The sequence below is a fragment of the Ruminiclostridium josui JCM 17888 genome (genome assembly GCF_000526495.1).
GTDB lineage: Bacteria > Bacillota > Clostridia > Acetivibrionales > DSM-1351 > Ruminiclostridium > Ruminiclostridium josui.
Genome location: NZ_JAGE01000002.1, coordinates 217,752 through 238,828 on the forward strand (window position 1 = coordinate 217,752; position 21,077 = coordinate 238,828).

Genomic DNA, 21,077 nt, shown 5'->3' on the forward strand with positions numbered 1-21,077 from the left:
AGTTAAAAAAATAAAAAAAATACTGAAAAATGTATTGACATAAATATTCAGGCTGTGCTACAATACCTCTTGTTGATGAGCGATGCGGGTTTGTGTAATGGTAGCACAACTGACTCTGGATCAGTTTGTCAGGGTTCGAGCCCTTGACCCGCAGCCAAAAGTATTTCAGTTTGGTTTTAATCAAATTGAAATACTTTTTTCATGTGTGCCAATAATTTTATTCTGTATAAATAAAAAACAGAAGCCATAAAACTTCTGTTTTTTAATAATCTTCTTTGTTAACCGTCCGGGGAAAACAAAAGAGACTGTGTATATTGGTAATAATATTATAGTTTTATTCTATAATGGTGTCAATTACTTTTTGTGAATAAATTAGCATAAAATGTTTATTTTGAAAAAGGCATACCATTATGATAAAATGATATAGGCTATTTGTAATTTTATGTATATACATTATATATCTTCATTGAAAATGAGGAATATTTATGAAAATATTAATGCTTTCGTGGGAGTATCCTCCAAGAATAATTGGAGGTATTTCAAGAGTAGTGCATGATTTGGCACATAAGTTGGGTCATTGTGGTAATCAAGTTCACGTTGTTACATGCTGGGAAGAAGGTACCCTAGATTTTGAAATTGAAGGTAATGTAATTGTACATAGAGTCCATGTCAGTGAGGTTTCTACAACAAACTTTATAGAATGGGTTTTACGATTGAACTTTGCAATGCTGGAAACATCAATCAGACTTTTACAAGAAAGCAAATTTGATATTATTCATGCACATGACTGGCTTGTTGCTAATGCAGCAAAAGTTTTAAAAAACTCGTTTTCGATTCCGTTGATTTCAACCATTCATGCAACTGAATTTGGTAGAAATAACGGAATTTACTCTGATATGCAAAAAGCAATTAACGATGTTGAAGTAATGCTTTCAAAAGAATCAAGTAAATTAATAGTAAATAGCAAATATATGAAAGATGAAATTAAATCTATATTTAATGTAACTGGGGATAAAATATGTGTAATAAGTAATGGAATAGAGCTAGACAAGTTCGATAATATAAAATATGATAGTGACTTCAGAAATAATTATGCTGCTCCTAATGAAAAAATAGTTTTTTTTGTGGGAAGACTTGTAAATGAAAAGGGAGTTCATGTATTATTAAATGCAATACCTAAAATTATAGGAAGTTATAATGATGTTAAGTTTGTAATTGCGGGCAAAGGACCGTGTTTAAATAGTTTAATTGAACAGAGCCGTAATCTTAAAATTCAAAACAGGGTTTATTTTACCGGCTTTGTAGGTGAGGAGGTTTTACTTAAGCTATACAAATGTTCGGATATTGCAGTTTTTCCAAGTACCTATGAACCTTTTGGAATTGTAGCACTTGAAGGAATGGTTGCAGGCATTCCAGTAGTGGTATCAGATACTGGAGGTTTAGGGGAAATAGTGGAGCACAGAGTGAACGGAATGAAATTTTACAACGGAAATTCTAATTCACTGGCAGACTGTATCCTAGAACTGCTTTGTAATGATAATTTAGCGAAACAGATTAGTACTAATGCGTTGGAAAATGTACATAGGCTTTATAATTGGAATAGAATAACGGAGCAAATTTTACATGAATATAACTATGTTATTTCTCAATACAACAGCTTAAATAGGGATTGATTTTATTATTTAGTTAAAATTGGAGGTTTAATTGTGTCAAAAAGTAAAAAGAAATTAAAAGTAATACCACTTGGTGGATTACAAGAAATAGGGAAAAATATAACGGCTTTTGAATATGGGGAGGACATTCTGGTTGTTGATTGCGGCCTTTCATTTCCTGAAGATGAAATGCTTGGTATAGATTTAGTAATACCTGATGTTACGTATCTGGTTAAAAATAAAGAAAAGGTAAGAGGAATTGTTCTGACACACGGTCATGAGGACCATATAGGTGCATTGCCGTACGTGTTGAGGGAATTAAATGTGCCTATATATGGAACAAAGCTTACTCTTGGATTAATAAAGTGTAAGCTTGAAGAACATGGGCTTCTTGACACTGTTCAGATGGAAACGGTTCATCAGGGACAAACACTGGATTTGGGAGCTTTCAAGGTAGAATTTATAAGATCTACTCACAGTATTGCTGATGCCGTAGCTTTGGCTATTTTTACGCCTGTAGGCACTATAGTTCATACCGGGGATTTTAAAATTGACTATACTCCTATTGAGGGGCAGCCAATGGATTTGGCAAGACTTGCTGAAATAGGCAAGAAGGGTGTACTTCTGCTTATGTGTGATAGTACAAATGTAGAAAACGAAGGGTATACACTTTCTGAGCGTACTGTAGGAGAGACCTTTGACGAGATATTTATGGACTGTAAAAGCAGGATTCTGGTTGCAACTTTTGCTTCAAATGTCCACAGAGTTCAGCAGATATTTAATGCTGCTGTTAAATTCGGACGTAAGGTTACAGTTCTTGGAAGAAGCATGATTAATGTTGTAAATGTTGCAATGGAGTTGGGTTATCTTAATGTGCCAGATGGAGTTCTCATTGATTTAGACAACATGGACAAGGTACCAAGAGATAAGCTTGTAATAATAACTACAGGCAGTCAGGGAGAGCCTATGTCAGCTCTTACAAGGATTACATTCAATGAGCATAAAAAAGTTGAAATAGTTCCTGATGATTTAGTTATTATATCAGCATCTCCGATACCTGGTAACGAGAAATTAATCTCTAAGGTAATAAATGAACTTTTCAAGAAAGGTGCAAAGGTAATATATGAAGCACTTGCAGATGTCCATGTATCAGGACATGCTTGTCAGGAAGAAATAAAGTTAATTCATAACTTGGTCAAACCAAAGTTCTTTATGCCGGTACATGGAGAACATAGACATCTTAGACAGCACGCTGAACTTGCCGTAAAAATGGGTATGCCAAGAGAGAAAATATTCATAATGGAAATTGGAAAAGTTCTTGAGCTTACCAATGACACTGCTAAAGTAAACGGCTCAGTTACAGCGGGAAAGGTTCTTGTTGACGGATTAGGTGTAGGAGATGTAGGGAATGTTGTTTTAAGGGACAGAAAGCATCTTTCACAGGATGGTTTAATAGTAGTGGTAATCACTATAGAGGGAGATACAGGAAATGTAGTAGCAGGTCCTGATATAATTTCAAGAGGTTTTGTATATGTCCGTGAATCTGAAGATTTAATGGAACAGCTTAAAGAAATAGCAAAACAGGCAATATTCAAAAGTTCTTCTAAAAATCAGGGCGATTGGTCCATAAGAAAGTCGGCTATTAGAGAAGCTTTAAAGGACTGTATTTATGAACGTACAAAGCGTAAACCAATGATATTGCCTATAATAATGGAAATATAAGTTTATTTACCTGCAAATAACAATATTTTGAGTAAATTCTTGCCCGGCTTTTTTAAAAGCCGGGTTTTTATATGCTAGAACATAAGTATCTGTTGCATGTGCCTCAATCTCAAACATTTTTGAAATCAAATTGTCTGAGAAGGATTTGTAGTTGGATGCCTTGGTTACAACTGGAATTGCTGATTTCTTTTTCATAAGGGACAGCAGCTCACGGCCTTTTTCGTTAAATCCTAAAATTCTTGCGTATTGGGGACCACCATGCCTCATGAATCTTTCCATATCTATCCTTGTAATTCCGGCAAGAAGAGAAATGAGTATTCTTTGTATACGTGTTTTAGGATATCGCTTAGTGCATATATTGGCAAGCAGTTGGTCAAAGGAGCCGGAATTTTCTGCGGCATTTTTAATTCTATACTCAAGGCCTTCTGAAACGTCCTGAATATTTTCCAACTCTTGTGCTGTTGAGTGACGAAGAAAGGCCAGTATTATATTTTCAAAGGAATACAGGCTGTTTGGGCCTCTGCCTGCAGAAATTTCCCTTTCCAAAATCTGTTGCGCAAGCTGCGGCAGAGCCTGCCTACTGGCAGCAAATTCACTCTCGTAAATACTGTTTCTGATAGCAGTTGCACTGGAAATATTGCCGGTAAGCTCTGATGTATTATAGCTGTTAGAGATTCTTTTTACTGTAAAGGGCTGTATGGCGCTATTAAGTTTTATAAGGGCCTTTAAATACTCTAAAGCCAGTATATTATTAGAAGTTTCAAGCAAAAAGGAGAGAGCCTCATTTGAATCATTCTGGAGCTTAAGGTATTTTTCTAAAGCTCTTTGCCTGCAAACAGGGAAGGAGAGCCCTTTCGACAACTGCTTTTTCAATTCATCCTTATAGCTTTCTGGCTCAGAAACAAGGATTTCAGCTAATTTGGTAAGAGAATGAATGTCCCCTGATTCGCTTCCAAAAGAGATACAATCAACTATACCTATACTGTTCAATATGCTTACTGCGCCGTATGCAAAAAATTCTGCACTGGAAACTGCAAAGGGGACGGGCAGTTCTATGACTAAATCCACACCATTACCAAGAGCAATTTCAGTTCGGGCGAATTTATTAATTATAGCCGGTTCTCCTCTTTGTATAAAGTTACCGCTCATTACGCAAACAACTGTATCGCAGCCGGTGAGTTTTTTTGATTCTTCTATATGATACATATGCCCGTTATGAAAAGGGTTGTATTCAGCAACAATTCCAAGTACCTTCATTTATTCTCTCCATGTAATTTAATATGGGTATTATATCAATAATTAATAAAATGTATCAATGGGGATAAATATAAAAAAGCCACAGTTACAAAAAAACTATTGTAACTGTGGACGAAAATGAAAAAGACGTAAGTTAAATTATCCATTATTCAGAACTGCTGCACCAGTTTCTTCCTCAAACTGCTTTTTGTACAGGGAATAATAGTACCCTTTTTGCTTAAGCAGTTCACTGTGATTTCCGTGCTCAATAATTTTGCCATTTTTCACCACTAGAATAATATCTGCTTTCTTAATAGTAGAAAGCCTGTGAGCAATTAGAAACGACGTTCTGTTTTCAAGAATATGCATTATTGCTTCTTGAATCATTTGCTCAGTCTGTGTGTCAATAGAGGAGGTTGCTTCGTCAAGGACAAAAATCCTTGGGTCTGAAATAACCGCACGGGCAAATGATATTAGCTGTTTTTCCCCTGTTGACAGTCGGTCGCCGCCTTCACCAATGTTGGTATCAAGACCGTTTTCCAGACTGTTTATAACACTGTCTGCAGCCACTATTTTTATGGCGGCTTCTATCTCCTCGTCAGTGGCGTCAAACTTACCGTAGCGAATATTTTCCCGGACTGTTCCCGAAAACAGGTGAGGGCTTTGAAGCACATAACCTATGTTGCTGTGCAGCCACAATTGTGAACGCTCTCTGTAATCTCTTCCGTCAATGAGTATTTGACCTGATGTTGGCTCAAAAAATCTACATGCCAAATTTACAAGAGTACTTTTACCAGCTCCCGTTTCACCAACAATTGCAACAGTTGTTCCTGCGGGTATTTTTAGATTGAAATCCGTCAATATATATTCATCACCATCAGGATATTTGAAGGTAACATTTTTAAACTCAATATCACCTACTATTGGCTCCCAATTTTCTTTTTTGGGGTTGAAATTATCTCCGTATTTTTCAATAACCTCCGGAGTATCTGTAATATCAGGCTCGGTTTCCAGCAAACCCGTAACACGTTCTATATTGGCCTGGGTAGATACAAAGTCTGCAAATACACGGGCAATTTGCTGTATTGGCTCAAAAATGCTGACAGCATAGGTAATAAATACAGAAAGAGTACCTAATTCGCTGGGGTTTTTCATTACTATGTAGCCGCCATAGGTCAATACCATTGTTAGAGACGTTGCACTGAAACATAGAATGATTGGTATAAAAACGGCATTCAATACAGTTGCTCGCATAGTGGAGGAGTAAAACTTATCTGTAACAACTGAAAAATCCTTTAGGTTGTTGTCCTCAATTACCAGAGTTTTTGAGGTCCTCGCCCCGGTTATTCCTTCATTGAATGCACCTGTCATGGTTGAGTTGATTTTCCTGATTTTTCTGTTAACGTTTAGAATCTTTTTTTGAAAGTACATAGTTATTACAGAAATAAACGGAATAATAGTCATTATCAACAAAGCCAGTTTAACATTAAGGAACAGCATTGCTATGAAAACGCCGATTACATAAATAACAGCCCACAGCAAATCAATAAGACCCCAGGAAACCATCTGACCTATCCTTCCGGTATCACTCATAACCCTGGCCATCATGTAGCCAACAGGGGTCTTATTGTAATAAGTGAAGGAAAGCTTCTGCAAGTGTACAAAAAGAGACTTCCTGATGGACTTTGACACATTAAGCTCAACAGCCATTGCATTTCGTATAAAAATAATTACGGATATGGCCTGAATAAGTAATACAGAGCAGTTTACTAATGCAAATTTTCCAATTCCGTCAGTTGACTTTGGTGTTATAAAATTGTTTATTGCATACCTTTGAAAAAACGGATATATAATGTCAATCAAAGAAACAAGTATTAAAAATGACATTGCTATTGCAAAGGCTTTTTTATAAAGCTTTACAAAGGGAATAACATTTTTCCAGACCTTTATGGAAAAGGGTTTTTTGTAATCTTCTTCTTCATAATATGCCATTAATTACCACCTCCTGTTTCAGCAGCTAAATCTGAAAGCTCAGTTTCAAGACTGCTTTGTATATCGTATATTTTTTTGTAGATACCTTTTTCATTGGCAAGTAATTCGGAATGTGAACCGATTTCCACAATTTTTCCGTCATCCAGAACCATGATAACATCTGCCTGCATTAATGTAGTAATTCTGTGGGAAATCAGGAGCACTGTACTTTGCCCAGTACTATTTTTTAAAGCATTTCGTATTTTTGCATCAGTTTCAGAGTCTACAGCAGAAAGGGAGTCGTCAAATATCATTATAGGTGGTTTCTGCATGAGCATTCTTGCAATAGCGACTCTTTGCTTTTGACCTCCCGAAAGGGTAACTCCACGTTCACCTACAATAGTGTCATAACCTTTTGAAAAATTCATAATGGCATCATCTACTGCAGCAATATCCGCACAATGACGGATTTGCTCCAAATCCCCAGTATTACCAAAAATATCTATATTTTCCTTTATGGTTTTTGAAAATAAAAACGGTTCCTGAAGAACAAAACCAATATTCTTGCGGAGATGTTCAAGCTGTATTTTTCTGATATCCACTCCGCCAATTTCAATTGAACCCTGGCCTTCAGGCAGAGTATATAATCTATCCAGAAGGTATGTTATTGTGGACTTACCTGAACCTGTACCTCCTAGTATGCCAAAAGTGGTTCCTGCCTTAATTCTAAAAGAAATATCTTTTAGTACCGGCTTAACACCTTCGTAATCAAAATTGACATTCTTAAACTCAATATCACCTGTCATGTCAGGTGTCAGAGCATCTTCACAATCTTTTTCTTCTTCCTCTGCAACTATTTCAAGTATACGGTTTAGAGAAACGCTGGTTTTACTAAGTTCTGAAAGAATACGTCCGAAGTTTCTTACCGGCCAAATCAACATGGAATTATAGAAAACAAATACAAGAAATTCTCCAAGGGTAATAACTCCATTTGCTGCGTCAATTGAACCCATAATTACTATAAGCGTAACTTGAAGCCCGGAAACAAAATCTCCGATACCCCAATATTTACTTAGAAGAAAGCCCAACTTAATCCAATAGTTGGCGAAGTGATCATTTTTACTGTCAAAGTTTTCGATTTCATAGTTCTGTCTTCCGAAGGCACGCACTACACGGACTCCCGTGAGGTTTTCCTGTACCATGGCAGACAATGCACCTTCTGCTTCATCAGCAAACTTGAATTTGGCAGCAATTTTATTATAAAAAATTGCTGAGTATGCTACAACGATAGGGAAGAAGGCTAATGCAATAAGAGACAGCCTTATGTTCATCGTAAACATAATAGTAAGGGAGAAACCTACTAGAAAAACCGTTCTTATCATTTCTATAAGCTGTTGAGATATGAAATTTCTTATAACCTCAACATCAGAAGTACATCTTTGTATTATGTCACCTGTCTGGTTTTTGACATGCCAGCTGTAGGGAAGCTTTTGAATATGACTAAACAGGTAGTTTCTCATTTTACGGATTGTACCTTCCGAAGCCTTTGCAATACATATTCTGAAAAGTAATGTAAACAAACCTGACAAAGCGGCAAGTACAAGAACCATAAGGGCGCAGGCAAGCAGATTGTCCCTCAGCATATCCCTGCCTCCATGGCTATTGATATAATTCATAATAAATTTAGGCAGTTTCAGCTCTTCGTTTCCAATAACAGAATCAACAATAATCTTAGTTATTTGCGGCATCAGGTAATTAAATACTATAGCCAGCATTGTAAACAACACAGCAAGAGCAAATAGCCATTTAAATCCTTCCATAAATGAATAGAGCATTTTAAATCGACCTTTGTTTTTGGATTGCATATAAATTCTCCTTATATTAATATAATGTTTTTTAAGTAACAGTCACATAAAAACAGGGTGTAATATGAGAAAATTTCGAAAAATGAGGAATAAAAAAACACGATAACGCAGCATCGTGTTCAATATATTAGTTAACATATTCAACTGTATGACGGTTACTTAAGTGCTGACCTTAAAAAAGTAAAACAAAATAACAAATGCTTTACATAAGGTCTAATATTAAATTATGGATGAAATACCCCGCTAATTTTATTGTACATATTTTTTTACACTCCTTTCACCGTATTTATAATATACAAAAGTACATTACCAACATATGTTATTACAGCACGGTAAGTCCTGTCAATAGCTGTAATATATTTGTAAAATAAAAAAGTAAAAGCACTATGTTCCCTAGTAAATTGGGACAAAGAAAAAACTCCGCACACAGCGTAAACGCGAATGTACAGAGCTTTGGTGGTGGAGGGAGATGGATTCGAACCATCGAAGTCAGAGACAACAGATTTACAGTCTGCCCCCTTTGGCCACTCGGGAACCCCTCCAAAATCAACATGTTGTTTTCAGCAACATATAAGATTATGCACTAAATACTACATCTTGTCAACAACTTTTGATAATTTTATTTAATTATATAAGAATACTTTATTTATAAAATAATATCATAATATAAATTGAAGTTATAAATTGCTAACATAAGAAATATATGGTAGAATAACAAATAATTACAAACCACAATCTAGATTTAAAACATGCATGTTGAAATTAACATGGATTAATTCTAAATGGAAGCAAGGGGGCTCCATGGTGTAGAAATATCTGTGTTTTTTTGTAAGCAAATTGATATTATCATTAAAAGGGGGATTACAATGAGAAAGAAATTAGCAATATTATCAATTGTATTGTCAATTATATTGACAATACCTGCATGCACCAGTAAATCTGAAAGCGGAAATACATCCGGGAACTCGTCATTAAACAGCTCATCAGCAGGAACAAAAGCAAGTCAAACAGGTTTTGATTACAAGAAGTACGGTGTTGAATATACTGCCGCTACTGACGTGGGAAAAAGTCCCAAGATTGCCCTTGACAGAAAGGATACATTAGTTATTGGTTTACCGGATACAACAGGTATTTTTAATTATCTGTACGGTGATAATGCATATGATTGGTATGCTATATATACCATGTTTGATTTCAATATAGAAGTTGATTTCGATGGAAAGCCAATACCGGGTGCAACGGATTATAAAGTTTCCGATGATGGACTCACATATACTTTTACAATTAAAGACGGAGTCAAGTTCTGGGATGGAAATCCTGCTACAGCTTATGATTTAGAATTTGCGTACTATCTGGAAGCCGACCCTAAATATGACGGACCGGCAGATATAGCAAAAACCTTCATAAAAGGCCTTGATGCATATAAAAATGGAAACGCTGATAAAATCGAAGGAATAAAGGTAATTGATGACAAGACACTGGAAATTACCGTTGACAAAGTAAGCGGTCCTGCAATTTATGGATTACAGGTTCCGCTACTTGAAAAGAAGTATTATGGTGCTGATTTCAAAAAGGGTGATACTGCAAAGGTCAAGGAAAAAAATGGAGCACCAATGGGTACAGGCCAATACAAATTTGTTGAATATAAAGCTGGTCAGGAGCTGAAACTTGTAGCTAATGAAGACTATTTTAAAGGAGCTCCAAAAATCAAAAATCTAATATTTTCAGTAACACCTACAGGACAGGAACTCCAGAGGGTTATGGCAGGAGAGACGGATATAGATATGGCTGATGTTTCACCTGACAATATGAAAGCAGCAAAAGATGCAGAATTCATTGACATTTACAGATTCCCTACCAACGGCTACGGATATGTAGGACTAAATGATGCCGACCCTAAATTCAGTGATGTGAAAGTACGTCAGGCTTTAATGTATGCATTGAACAGAGCTGCTGTTGTTGAAAAGGTATATGGCGAATATGCAAGAGTAGTGAATATACCTGAGTCAAATGTATCCTGGGCATACGATGATGAAGGCTGCAATACATATGAATTTAATTTGGATAAAGCAGGACAGCTGTTGGATGAAGCAGGATGGAAGTTAAATAGTAACGGAAAACGTGAAAAGGATGGCAAAGAGTTTAAAATCAAGTTTACTTGCATGAGTCCTCATCCTGTAACAGACATTATGGTTCCGGTTATGAAGGACGATTATGCAAAGCTTGGAATAGACGTTACAGTTGAGAATGCTGACTGGCCTACTCTTCAGCAAAAAGCAACTAAAAAGCAGCTGGAAGCATATTTTATGGCTAGTGGACTCACTCCGGATCCTGATAATTCCTTAGCAAATGCATATAAATCAAATGCAACTCAAAATTATTACAATTACAAAAATGAGGAAGTTGATAGGCTGTGCGAAGAAGGTCTGAATGAAATAAGTACAGAAAAGAGAAAGCCTATTTATAAGCAACTATATAAAATCTTGAATAATGATTTACCTGTACTTTTTGTTTATCAGAGAAGTGACATGTGGGTAGCAAACTCCAGAATAAAGAACTATGAACTATCATCTTTCAGGGATTTTTTCTTTAACTTATATAAAGCGGAAATTGCAAATTAAGAAATTTTCACATTTTGTTTTTGAGAATGTCCGTCATCATTAAAATGCACGGACATTCTCTTTAACGAAAATAAACAAACGACAGGAGAGTTATAACATGTGGAATTACTTAGCTAGAAGAATCCTTCAGATGATACCGATTATAATTGGAGTTTCCATAATATTGTTCTTAATAATAAATCTTGTTCCGGGAAATTTTATTGATTCAAAAGTTTCATCTACTCATATGACACCCCAACAGATTCAACATCTTAAAGATATTTACGGGATTAATGACCCCATTTATCTCAAGTATTTAAAATGGATTAAGGGTGCTGTTCATTTTGACTTCGGTGATTCATTTACATACCAGAAGCCTGTTTCTACTGTAATCAATACATACGTATGGAATTCATTCAGTATAGCACTTGTGGCCTTTATTTTGGAGCTGCTTATTGCCATTCCAATAGGAATTATTTCTGCCACAAGGCAATACTCAAAAACAGATATGATTTTTACATTTTTAGCATTAATAGGGATTTCTTTCCCTTCTTTTTTCCTTGGATATATATTAATAAAAATATTTGCCGTAGACCTCCATATTCTGCCGCTGGCGGGTTTAAATACTCCGGGTTCCAGCTATGTAGGATTTGCGTTTATTGTTGACCGGCTAAAACATATGGTATTGCCGGTTATAGTGCTTGCATTAATAAGTGCCGGCTCTATGATGAGATACACAAGAACTGCTGTCCTTGAAATAGTAAAACAGGATTATATAAGGACTGCCAGAGCAAAAGGCCTCAGTGAAAAGGTTGTTATATATAAACATGCACTAAGAAATGCACTGATTCCTATTGTTACTCTCATTGGTCTTTCACTTCCTGGATTATTTTCAGGTGCAATTATTACAGAGAGTATATTTGGTATTCCAGGTATAGGGAAAATTGCACTGGAAGCGGTGACAAAAAGGGATTATCCTCTTTTGATGGGATTTTCTTTATTTGTTGCCGTACTTACTCTACTGGGAAATCTGCTTTCGGATATTTTATATGCAATTGTTGATCCCAGAGTTAAGTTAAAGTGAGGTGGAAAGAAAAATGAAGATAAAAATTTTTACGATTATATCATTGATTGCAGCAGTTTTGTGTTATATATTCCCATTTCTCACATTTAAGGATTATAAATCAATAAACGGGTTTTATCTTATAACGTCACTGTTCAAAAGAAAAGAGCTTCACAAGCTTACTGAAAATATACAGACTTATGTATTTACAAGTACTTCTGTTCCACTGCTGGTAACATTTTTATTGTTTATTACTGCTATTGCTTTAGTAGTGTATTATCACTTCGGTAAAAGCAGTAAAGCACTTTCAGGTGCTTTGGGGGCGGTTATATGTGCTGTAATATCTTATGGAATTCAGCTATCCAACAGTCAGACTTCAATAACTGATTTTTTTGGTACCATACTACTTGAATTAAAAACAGGTGATGGGAATACAATATTTAAAACAAGTGATATTACATCTCAGACCGGTCTGGGTGCAAAGCTTCTGGTTATTGTTTCTTTTGTTTCGTTGATTTTTGTGGCTGTACTTAAAATAATGGATACTCGAGAAAGAAACAAAGGTGATAATATTCAGACACCTTGGACTATGGCTATTAAGCAATTTAAAAGAAATAAACTGGCAATAGTTGGATTGTTTCTTATATCTTTTCTAATTATCATATGTTTTTACGGGCCGGTATTTTCTAAATATCCTTTACTGAAAACAGACATAATTATGGCAAAGCTTAAACCGGGACCTGGGCATTTGTTGGGTACTGACAGTAGCGGACGTGATATTTTAACACGTTTGATGTATGGAGGGAGAATCTCCATAACAGTAGGCTTTGTTGCCGTATTGCTGGAAATACTTTTGGGTACTGCTATAGGAGGCTTGGCAGGCTATTACAGCGGTAAAATTGATAATATGCTTATGAGGCTTGTTGATATATTTCTTAGTATTCCGTTTTTGCCTGTTGTAATAATAATAGGAGCAATAATGTCTGATTTAAATATACCGCCAGAGCGTAGGATATACTTCGTAATGCTCATAATAGGAGTTCTTAGTTGGCCTGTAATGGCAAGATTGGTCCGCGGACAGATTCTTACCTTGCGAGAACAGGAGTATATGATTGCAGCAGAAGCACTTGGACTAAAGGACAGGCGAAAAATAGTAAGACATCTTATTCCTAATGTTATACCCAGTATAATTGTATCAGCCACTCTTGGAATAGGTGATGCCATATTGATGGAATCAGCATTGTCTTTTCTTGGGCTTGGTGTGGCTATGCCGTTCCCTTCTTGGGGAAATATGGTGCAGGCAGTAAGGGATACCAACGATTTCATCCTCCGCTCTTGGCTTTGGATACCACCTGGAATATGTATCTTTAGCATAGTTCTTGCAATAAATTTTGTAGGTGATGGCCTGAGGGATGCCTTTGACCCTAAAATGAAAAAGTAGGAGGAAGAAGCATTTATGTCTGAAAAACTTTTGGAAATTAAAGATTTACATACATTTTTTTATACAGATGCAGGTGTTGTTAAAGCAGTAAACGGTGTTTCCTTTCAGGTAAATAAGGGACAAACGATAGGAATAGTAGGTGAATCCGGCTGCGGAAAGAGTGTCATGTCTCTTTCCATTATGCGATTACTGCAGGAACCGGGAAAAATAGTTGGGGGACAGGTAATTTTTAATGGTCAGGATCTTGTAAAACTATCTCAGAGTGAAATGAGGAAAATAAATGGAGATAGGATTTCAATGATATTTCAGGAGCCTATGACTTCATTGAATCCTGTTTTTACAGTTGGTAATCAAATAGCAGAGTCACTTATACTTCATGAAAATTTAACAAAAAAACAGGCAAGGGAAAAAGCAGTTGAAATGATTTCAACTGTTGGAATTTCTCGTGCAGAAGGTATATATGATTCGTATCCCCATGAATTATCAGGAGGTATGAGACAGAGAATAATGATAGCAATGGCACTTTCCTGTAATCCTGAACTTTTGATTGCAGATGAGCCCACCACTGCTTTAGATGTTACAATACAAGCACAAATACTAGATTTACTTAAAGAAATAAAGAGAAAATTCGGAACTTCCATAATGCTGATTACACACGATCTCGGAGTCGTAGCCGAAATGGCAGATTACGTAATTGTAATGTATGCAGGAAGAATAATTGAACAGGGAAATGTAAACGACATTTATCTTAATCCCATGCACCCTTATACAATAGGACTCCTTAAATCTAAGCCCAGCATAACTACTGTGAGTGAAAGGCTTTATACAATACCGGGACAGGTACCGAACCTTATTGATTTACCTGAAAGCTGTTACTTTTCAGACAGGTGTAAAATGTGCAAGGATGTCTGCAAACAAGGTTTTCCAAAGCTGATTGATATGGGAAATGAACATTTCGTTGCATGTACATTGTTTGAGGAGGTGACAAAATGAGTGAAGCTTTACTTGAAGTGAAAAATCTGAAAAAATACTTTCCCATAAAAGGAGGAGTATTTCAAAGGACAGTGGGACACGTAAAAGCAGTGGAAGATATATCCTTTGAAATAAATAAGGGTGAAACCCTAGGCTTGGTAGGAGAATCGGGGTGCGGGAAAAGCACTGTAGGCCGTACAATTCTAAGGCTCCATGATAAAACCGGAGGAGAGGTTTTATTTAAGGGGACAGAAATTTTTAATTTAAATAAACAGGAAATGCAAAAGCTGAGACCCAAAATTCAAATTGTCTTTCAAGATCCGTACAGTTCATTGAATCCTAGACTTACGGTTGGTGAAATTATTGGTGAAGCACTACTCGAACATGGATTTTGTGAAAAAAAGAATTTAAAACAGCGTGTATTAAAAGTTATGGAGCAATGCGGACTGCGTACCTTTCATATTGACAGATACCCTCATGAATTTTCAGGAGGGCAGAGGCAGAGAATCGGTATTGCAAGGGCTTTAGCTTTAAATCCTGAATTTATTGTATGCGATGAGCCTGTTTCGGCATTGGATGTATCAATTCAATCCCAGATAATAAACCTATTATCTGATCTTCAAAAAGAATATGGATTTTCCTACTTGTTTATATCACATGATTTAAGCGTGGTTAAACATATATCACATCGGGTGGCTGTAATGTATCTTGGTTGCCTTGTTGAGATTGCTGACAAAACAGAGCTTTACGACAATCCTCTGCATCCGTATACAAAGGCTCTTTTATCGGCAGTTCCATTGCCGGACCCGAGACTTAAAAGGGAAAGAATAATTTTATCTGGGGATTTACCCAGCCCTGCAAATCCTCCGTCAGGCTGCCGTTTTCATACAAGATGCCCTAAGTGCAGTGATATTTGCAAACAACAAATACCTGAATTAAAAGATGTGGGACAAAACCATAAAGCTGCCTGTCATTTTGTTTGATAGTTACCATAGAGTGTAGGGAGTAAAAATATGAAACTGATGCAAAAAGAATCCTTAAAAGACATTCTAGCTATTGTTATAGCTGTTTTTCAGGTTGTTTGGCCTTATATTTTAATAAGTATAGGAGTGTATTTGTTTCTTGTGGTGTTTTTAACAAAGACATGGCTTTGAAACTAAAAAAGAATTTTTCGTATCAATGACGAAAAATTCTTTTTTGGTGCCCAGAGCCGGAATCGAACCAGCGACACGGGGATTTTCAGTCCCCTGCTCTACCGACTGAGCTATCTGGGCAAGCTGTTAGTGCTTGTGAAAACACTAACAAATTGGTGGGCCTTCAGGGACTCGAACCCCGGACCAACCGGTTATGAGCCGGTTGCTCTAACCAACTGAGCTAAAGGCCCTCAAAAGGACGAGTTTTAGTATAATAAAAAATTTATATTAAGTCAATAGTAATATTATAAATTTGCTAATAAAAATTTATTTAGTGCTTTAAGATTTGCAATTCTCTAGGAAAATCTATGATTTTTTGCTAGTATTATATAAAAGGTTATTAACAGATTAAATAAAATAGGGGAATAAAGAAGAATGGAAATAGCAAAAAGTTTGGAGTACTTGTCAGGACTTGTGGCTGTAGCAGGCTTTGAAGAAAATACTGCTGCAAAAATAGCTGAAACCTATAAGGATTACTGCGATGAAGTCCAAATAGATAAGTTTTTTAATGTAATTTTTATGAAAAAGGGATTTAATAAGTCTGCAAAAAAGATTTTGATTACCGCACACAGCGATGAAATAGGATTTTTGGTCAACTCCATAGATGATAATGGCTTTATCGGTATAAGCTCAATTGGAGGTATAGACAGCAAAATACTACTGGCACAGGAAGTTATTATACACGGAAGAGAGGATATCCCCGGCATAATAGGGGCAATGCCGCCACACTTGATGAAGCCGGGAGAGGCCGGAAAGGCAGTAAAAATAAAGGATTTACGTGTGGATACTGGATTAAAAGGAGAAGAACTTAGAAAAATAGTTTCAATAGGTGACGTTGTATCCTTTAAATCTAGCTTTTCCTTAATGAATAAAAACAAAGCCAGCGGAAAGTCTTTTGATAATCGTGCAGGTATTGCTTGTATGATGGAAATATTGCAGTCTCTAAAGGATATAAAACATGAGAATGATATCATATTTATGGCTTCAACTCAGGAAGAAACAAGCCTTGCAGGTATTACGACTGCAGCCTTTGCCCTTAAGCCGGATGCTGCAATAGTAATTGATGCATGTCACGGTGACATACCTGATCTTTCAAAGGATGTTTCTTCAACCGTCGGAAAAGGACCTGAAATATCAATAGGTCCCAATCTCCATCAAGGAATGGTTGAAAAGCTTTTTGAGATTGGTAAAGATATATGCATTCCTTTTCAGAAAATGGTTGAATCAGGAGATACAGGAACTGAAGCATGGGCAACTCAGGTCAGTGGCTGCGGAATACCTACTGCATTGCTTTCAATACCTGTCAGATATATGCATACTGCTGTAGAAACTGTTAATTTGGAAGATATAAAGTATACAGCCAGAATAATAACTGAGTTTTTGAGACTGAGCAGTGAGAAGTTAGAAAAAGTTTTGGAATGGAAGATAATATGATTAACTCATATCATGAATAAATATTTGCGGCAGTAGAGTTTGTGGAGGATTGTATGACGTTGATAAAAGAACTAACAGATTTAAATGGTGTATCTGGAAATGAAAATGAAGTTAGGGAATATATTAAACATAAAATTAATGGATTGTGTGATTCTATAGAGGTTGACACAATTGGAAATATTATTGCACATAAAAAAGGAAGCAGCGGCAAGTTTAAAGTTATGCTTTCAGCTCATATGGATGAAGTAGGATTCATGGTTTCGGGGTATATGGAAAAGGGATTTTTAAAATTCAAGCCTGTTGGAGGCATTGACAGTAGAATCCTACCCGGCAAAAGAGTAGTAATCGGTAAAAAAAGACTAAAAGGTGTAATTGGTGCAAAACCACTACATCAGCAAAGTGCTGATGAACGTGTGAAGATAGCTAAAATAAAGGACTTATATATAGATATTGGAGCAGAAACAAAGGAAGAAGCTGAAAAATTGGCTCCTTTGGGAGAGTTTATAGCCTTTGACAGTGATTATGTAGAACTTGGAAGAGACTGTATAAAGGCAAAAGCACTGGACGATAGAGTAGGTTGTGCAGTACTTATGGAGGTTTTTAAGTATAACTTTGATTTTGATTTGTATGCTTGTTTTACAGTGCAGGAAGAGGTTGGACTTAGAGGGGCACAGGTAGCAGCATTTAAAATTATGCCGGATATAGCCCTTGTTCTGGAAGGAACTACTTGTGCAGATGTACCTGAGGTAAAACCTTTTGATTATTCCACAGAACTTGGTAATGGAGCGGCCCTTACATTGGTAGACAGAACCTGTTATAGCGACAGGAAGCTGGTACAATTCTTATATGATACGGCAGTTAAAAATAGAATAAAAGTCCAATTTAAGCAGACCACAACAGGTGGAAATGATGCTGGACAGATACAAAGAACGGGCAACGGCGTTAAAACTGCTTCAATTTCAGTTCCATGCAGATATATACATTCTCCTGTATCCGTTATGAGCAGAAGTGACTTTGAATGTGTAGAAAGACTTACACTTGCGGCATTAAATGAAATAAACAGAGATAAGGATTTCATGAAAAAAATTGCAGCAATATAGAGACCCATGAATAATAAAATTGGAGGGATTTAAAATGCAGGAAACATTAAAAAAAGTTACTCAGGCCTTTGGTGTGTCCGGTAATGAAGAAGATATCAGAGAGATTATTACTACTGAAATAAAAAAATATGTTGATGAAATAAAAGTTGATGCAATGGGAAATCTAATTGCAGTAAAAAAAGGCAAAAAGAAGAAAATTCTATTTGCAGCCCATATGGATGAAATAGGGGTTATAGCCACATTTATTGATGATAATGGCTTTATAAGGTTTTCAAATTTAGGTGGAGTATCTGCTTTCAATTCTCTTGCACAAAGAGTAAGGTTTAAAAACGGAACAGTGGGTTGCATAAGTGCAGAAGATAAACTTGAAAGTATGAAAGATTTAAGACTTGGAAAAATGTATATTGATATTTGCTGCACCAGCAAAGAAGAAGCAGAGAAATATGTAAAGGTTGGAGATACAGCAAGTTTTATTGGAGATTTTCATGTACAGGGAGATTTTGCAGTTTCAAAGGCAATGGACGACAGAAGCGGCTGTGCAGTGCTTGTTGAGCTTATAAAAACTATGCCTAAAACAGACAATGAAATATACTTTGTTTTTACTACTCAGGAAGAATTGGGACTAAGAGGTGCAAAGACCGCATCTTTCGGAATTATGCCAGACTGTGCCATTGCAATTGATGTTACCCTTACAGGTGACACACCTGAATGTAATAATATGGAAGTAAAGCTTGGCAAGGGTCCTGCAATAAAAGTAAAAGATTCTTCTTATATAGCTCATCCACAGATTCGTAGAACATTACAGGATTTGGCACAGGAAAACGGAATACCTTATACATTGGAATTACTGGAAAGAGGAGGAAGTGATCCCGGTGCAATGCAGACATCTGGAAGGGGGATACCATGCGGAGGTATATCAATTCCATGCAGGTATGTTCACACCCCATGTGAAATGGTGAGTATTCAGGATTTAAATAATTGTGTTAAACTGGCAGGTCTATTTATGAAACATTACAAGTAAATGTAAGTTGCAATCTGAAAATATGAAAAAATTCAACAAGGAATTTTTGTACTAAAGATAGAAATTAGTATTTGCAGAGAGTAAGACTTAATTTATTTGTCGAATGGAGGTCTGCTATGAATATATCATTTCTTGGAGCAGCAAAAACCGTTACAGGCTCATGTTACTTGGTAGAGACAAAGGAAACAAAATTTTTGGTTGATTGTGGAATGTTTCAGGGAAAAGCAAATGAAGTTTTATTGAATGATGACCCTTTTCCATTTAATCCTGAAGAATTGGACTTCATGCTTTTGACCCATGCTCATATTGACCACAGTGGTAGAATACCAAAGCTTTATATGGACGGATTCAAAGGAACTGTTTATGCTACCAAACCTACTGTACAACTTTGTGGTATAATGCTTCCCGACAGCGGACACATTCAGGAAATGGAAAATGAATGGACCAACCGAAAGAGGCAAAGGGCCGGAAAATCTCCAATTAAACCGCTATATACACTTGAAGATGCTACTGATTGTCTTAAGATTTTTAAAGGTGTTTCATATGATGAAGTAATATACGTTTCGCCAGATGTAAGAGTTAGATTCAATGATGCAGGACATATTCTTGGTTCGGCAATAGTGGAAATTTGGATAAGAGAAAATAACCAGGATACAAAGATTGTTTTTAGCGGAGATCTTGGGAACAAGGGAATGCCTATTCTCAGGGATCCCAGCATAATAGGTGATACCGATTACCTTATAGTTGAATCTACATACGGAGACAGGCTACATACACTAAAAAAAGAGACTGATAAAATTGAAAAATTTATAAATATAATATCAGAAACAATCTCAAAGGGTGGAAATGTAGTTATTCCATCTTTTGCGGTGGGAAGAACACAAGAACTCATATATGATTTAAACAAGCATATGGATGTTTTCGGTGACAAGGTAAATGAGATATTGAATGTTCCTGTATATGTTGATAGTCCCCTTGCAACATCAGCAACACAAATATTTAGGGAAAACCTTGATTGCTTTGACGAAGAGGCAAAGGAATATATTGCTAACGGAGACAATCCTCTTGACTTTCCGTCACTAAAATTTACACAATCTCCAGAGGAATCAAGGAAACTTAATGAAAAAGCAGAAAGCATGATAATTATATCAGCCAGCGGCATGTGCGATGCAGGCAGAGTAAAACATCATCTCAAACACAACCTATGGCGCGAAGAATCAACAATTCTTTTTGTGGGTTATCAGGCAGAAGGCACTCTTGGTCGTAAAATACTGGATGGGGCTAAGAAGGTAAAACTATTTGGTGAAGAAATATCTGTAAATGCGCGAATAGAAAGTATCGACGGCTTTTCGGGACATGCGGACAAAGCAGGACTTCTCACTTGGATAAGAAGCATTGGAAGAAAGCCAAAGAAGATATTTGTTGTCCATGGAGAAGAGGGAGTTGCTGCTTCATTTGCACAGACTGTAACAGATGAACTTGGTATACAGTGTATAGTTCCTTCAAGGGGAGAGAGTTTTGTCATAAGCGGAGGAAACATTTACGAACATATTCCAAGTACAAATGCCAAAAAGAGATTTAAACGTCTGGCGGTGGTTGAAATGCTTGAAACCTTGAAAGAAGAGTTTGAAGAATTATCAGAAATACTTAAAAATGATTTAAAGCAAGAAAAAACGGATGTGGAAATAGACGAAATTGCTGCCAAACTAAAAATGGTTGAAAAATCCATTATAGAAGCATTAAAATAAAAATTACTATATTGTAATTTTGAATATTATACTATTAAAAATAGACAAAAAAGAATGGG

15 protein-coding genes and 4 tRNA genes are annotated in these 21,077 nt (G+C 36.3%); 13 read left to right on the forward strand and 6 right to left on the reverse strand.

Annotation, left to right across the window (positions count from 1 at the left end):
- Window positions 1-83 precede the first annotated feature (83 nt).
- The 3 genes from K412_RS0117575 to K412_RS0117585 all read left to right on the forward strand — a co-directional run bounded on the left by K412_RS0117575 (window position 84) and on the right by K412_RS0117585 (window position 3,374).
- Window positions 84-157, forward strand: a tRNA-Gln gene (locus K412_RS0117575).
- Between the two features lie 328 nt (window positions 158-485).
- Window positions 486-1,673, forward strand: a complete 1,188-nt coding sequence (locus tag K412_RS0117580) for a glycosyltransferase family 4 protein (RefSeq protein ID WP_024834296.1) — start codon at window positions 486-488, stop codon at window positions 1,671-1,673.
- A 33-nt stretch (window positions 1,674-1,706) separates the two neighbouring features.
- On the forward strand, window positions 1,707-3,374 hold the full coding sequence (locus K412_RS0117585; protein ID WP_024834297.1) for a ribonuclease J: 1,668 nt from the start codon (window positions 1,707-1,709) through the stop codon (window positions 3,372-3,374).
- Window positions 3,375-3,380: 6 nt separating this feature from the next.
- Here the strand turns inward: K412_RS0117585 and K412_RS0117590 are convergent, their stop codons facing one another.
- The 4 genes from K412_RS0117590 to K412_RS0117610 all read right to left on the reverse strand — a co-directional run bounded on the left by K412_RS0117590 (window position 3,381) and on the right by K412_RS0117610 (window position 8,988).
- The gene (locus K412_RS0117590) at window positions 3,381-4,631 is read right to left on the reverse strand and encodes a nucleotidyltransferase (RefSeq protein ID WP_024834298.1); all 1,251 of its coding nucleotides are present in this window, start codon (window positions 4,629-4,631) and stop codon (window positions 3,381-3,383) included.
- A gap of 138 nt (window positions 4,632-4,769) precedes the next feature.
- Entirely contained in the window at window positions 4,770-6,602 is a 1,833-nt protein-coding gene (locus K412_RS0117595; protein ID WP_024834299.1) for an ABC transporter ATP-binding protein, read from the reverse strand.
- Window positions 6,602-8,446 carry an ABC transporter ATP-binding protein gene (locus K412_RS0117600; protein ID WP_024834300.1) on the reverse strand — a complete coding sequence of 615 codons (1,845 nt, stop codon included), beginning with the start codon at window positions 8,444-8,446 and terminating at the stop codon, window positions 6,602-6,604. The genes K412_RS0117595 and K412_RS0117600 overlap by 1 nt, the downstream gene beginning before the upstream one ends.
- A 457-nt stretch (window positions 8,447-8,903) precedes the next feature.
- Window positions 8,904-8,988, reverse strand: a tRNA-Tyr gene (locus K412_RS0117610).
- A 324-nt stretch (window positions 8,989-9,312) separates the two neighbouring features.
- Between K412_RS0117610 and K412_RS0117615 the strand changes: the two genes are divergently transcribed.
- The 6 genes from K412_RS0117615 to K412_RS22605 all read left to right on the forward strand — a co-directional run bounded on the left by K412_RS0117615 (window position 9,313) and on the right by K412_RS22605 (window position 15,676).
- Window positions 9,313-11,067: an ABC transporter substrate-binding protein gene (locus K412_RS0117615; RefSeq protein WP_024834301.1), complete on the forward strand. Its 1,755-nt coding sequence runs from the start codon at window positions 9,313-9,315 to the stop codon at window positions 11,065-11,067.
- Between the two features lie 97 nt (window positions 11,068-11,164).
- On the forward strand, window positions 11,165-12,130 hold the full coding sequence (locus K412_RS0117620; RefSeq protein ID WP_024834302.1) for an ABC transporter permease: 966 nt from the start codon (window positions 11,165-11,167) through the stop codon (window positions 12,128-12,130).
- 517 nt (window positions 12,131-12,647) lie between these two features.
- Window positions 12,648-13,550 carry an oligopeptide ABC transporter permease gene (opp4C, locus tag K412_RS22840; RefSeq protein WP_242835735.1) on the forward strand — a complete coding sequence of 301 codons (903 nt, stop codon included), beginning with the start codon at window positions 12,648-12,650 and terminating at the stop codon, window positions 13,548-13,550.
- A 15-nt stretch (window positions 13,551-13,565) separates the two neighbouring features.
- Complete coding sequence (locus K412_RS0117630) at window positions 13,566-14,543, forward strand: ABC transporter ATP-binding protein (RefSeq protein WP_024834304.1); 978 nt, start codon at window positions 13,566-13,568, stop codon at window positions 14,541-14,543.
- Window positions 14,540-15,505, forward strand: a complete 966-nt coding sequence (locus K412_RS0117635) for an ABC transporter ATP-binding protein (protein WP_024834305.1) — start codon at window positions 14,540-14,542, stop codon at window positions 15,503-15,505. Before K412_RS0117630 ends, K412_RS0117635 begins: the two co-directional genes overlap by 4 nt.
- Before the next feature lie 30 nt (window positions 15,506-15,535).
- Complete coding sequence (locus K412_RS22605; RefSeq protein ID WP_173585605.1) at window positions 15,536-15,676, forward strand: hypothetical protein; 141 nt, start codon at window positions 15,536-15,538, stop codon at window positions 15,674-15,676.
- A 44-nt stretch (window positions 15,677-15,720) separates the two neighbouring features.
- Here the strand turns inward: K412_RS22605 and K412_RS0117645 are convergent.
- Both K412_RS0117645 and K412_RS0117650 read right to left on the reverse strand, forming a co-directional pair.
- Window positions 15,721-15,796, reverse strand: a tRNA-Phe gene (locus tag K412_RS0117645).
- Window positions 15,797-15,829: 33 nt separating this feature from the next.
- Window positions 15,830-15,906, reverse strand: a tRNA-Ile gene (locus K412_RS0117650).
- A gap of 184 nt (window positions 15,907-16,090) precedes the next feature.
- On the opposite strand from K412_RS0117650, the gene K412_RS0117655 reads away from it, so the two are divergent.
- From K412_RS0117655 to K412_RS0117670, 4 genes are all read left to right on the forward strand, one after another.
- A complete protein-coding gene (locus tag K412_RS0117655; RefSeq protein ID WP_024834306.1) occupies window positions 16,091-17,149 on the forward strand; it encodes a zinc-binding metallopeptidase family protein in 1,059 nt (352 codons plus the stop codon).
- 53 nt (window positions 17,150-17,202) lie between these two features.
- Window positions 17,203-18,249: a M42 family metallopeptidase gene (locus K412_RS0117660; protein WP_024834307.1), complete on the forward strand. Its 1,047-nt coding sequence runs from the start codon at window positions 17,203-17,205 to the stop codon at window positions 18,247-18,249.
- 34 nt (window positions 18,250-18,283) lie between these two features.
- The gene (locus K412_RS0117665; RefSeq protein WP_024834308.1) at window positions 18,284-19,270 is read left to right on the forward strand and encodes a M42 family metallopeptidase; all 987 of its coding nucleotides are present in this window, start codon (window positions 18,284-18,286) and stop codon (window positions 19,268-19,270) included.
- Between the two features lie 116 nt (window positions 19,271-19,386).
- Window positions 19,387-21,018, forward strand: coding sequence for an MBL fold metallo-hydrolase RNA specificity domain-containing protein (locus K412_RS0117670; protein WP_024834309.1), 1,632 nt, complete (start codon window positions 19,387-19,389; stop codon window positions 21,016-21,018).
- The last annotated feature ends 59 nt before the right edge of the window (window positions 21,019-21,077 follow it).

Bases quoted from the DNA above. Each gene is read 5' to 3' on its own strand.
- K412_RS0117580 (WP_024834296.1), top strand. From the start codon at position 486: ATGAAAATATTAATGCTTTCGTGGGAGTATCCTCCAAGAATAATTGGA.
- K412_RS0117590 (WP_024834298.1), bottom strand. From the start codon at position 4,631: ATGAAGGTACTTGGAATTGTTGCTGAATACAACCCTTTTCATAACGGG.
- K412_RS0117595 (WP_024834299.1), bottom strand. From the start codon at position 6,602: ATGGCATATTATGAAGAAGAAGATTACAAAAAACCCTTTTCCATAAAG.
- K412_RS0117600 (WP_024834300.1), bottom strand. From the start codon at position 8,446: ATGCAATCCAAAAACAAAGGTCGATTTAAAATGCTCTATTCATTTATG.
- K412_RS0117615 (WP_024834301.1), top strand. From the start codon at position 9,313: ATGAGAAAGAAATTAGCAATATTATCAATTGTATTGTCAATTATATTG.
- K412_RS0117620 (WP_024834302.1), top strand. From the start codon at position 11,165: ATGTGGAATTACTTAGCTAGAAGAATCCTTCAGATGATACCGATTATA.
- opp4C (WP_242835735.1), top strand. From the start codon at position 12,648: ATGGATACTCGAGAAAGAAACAAAGGTGATAATATTCAGACACCTTGG.
- K412_RS0117630 (WP_024834304.1), top strand. From the start codon at position 13,566: ATGTCTGAAAAACTTTTGGAAATTAAAGATTTACATACATTTTTTTAT.
- K412_RS0117635 (WP_024834305.1), top strand. From the start codon at position 14,540: ATGAGTGAAGCTTTACTTGAAGTGAAAAATCTGAAAAAATACTTTCCC.
- K412_RS22605 (WP_173585605.1), top strand. From the start codon at position 15,536: ATGAAACTGATGCAAAAAGAATCCTTAAAAGACATTCTAGCTATTGTT.
- K412_RS0117655 (WP_024834306.1), top strand. From the start codon at position 16,091: ATGGAAATAGCAAAAAGTTTGGAGTACTTGTCAGGACTTGTGGCTGTA.
- K412_RS0117660 (WP_024834307.1), top strand. From the start codon at position 17,203: ATGACGTTGATAAAAGAACTAACAGATTTAAATGGTGTATCTGGAAAT.
- K412_RS0117665 (WP_024834308.1), top strand. From the start codon at position 18,284: ATGCAGGAAACATTAAAAAAAGTTACTCAGGCCTTTGGTGTGTCCGGT.
- K412_RS0117670 (WP_024834309.1), top strand. From the start codon at position 19,387: ATGAATATATCATTTCTTGGAGCAGCAAAAACCGTTACAGGCTCATGT.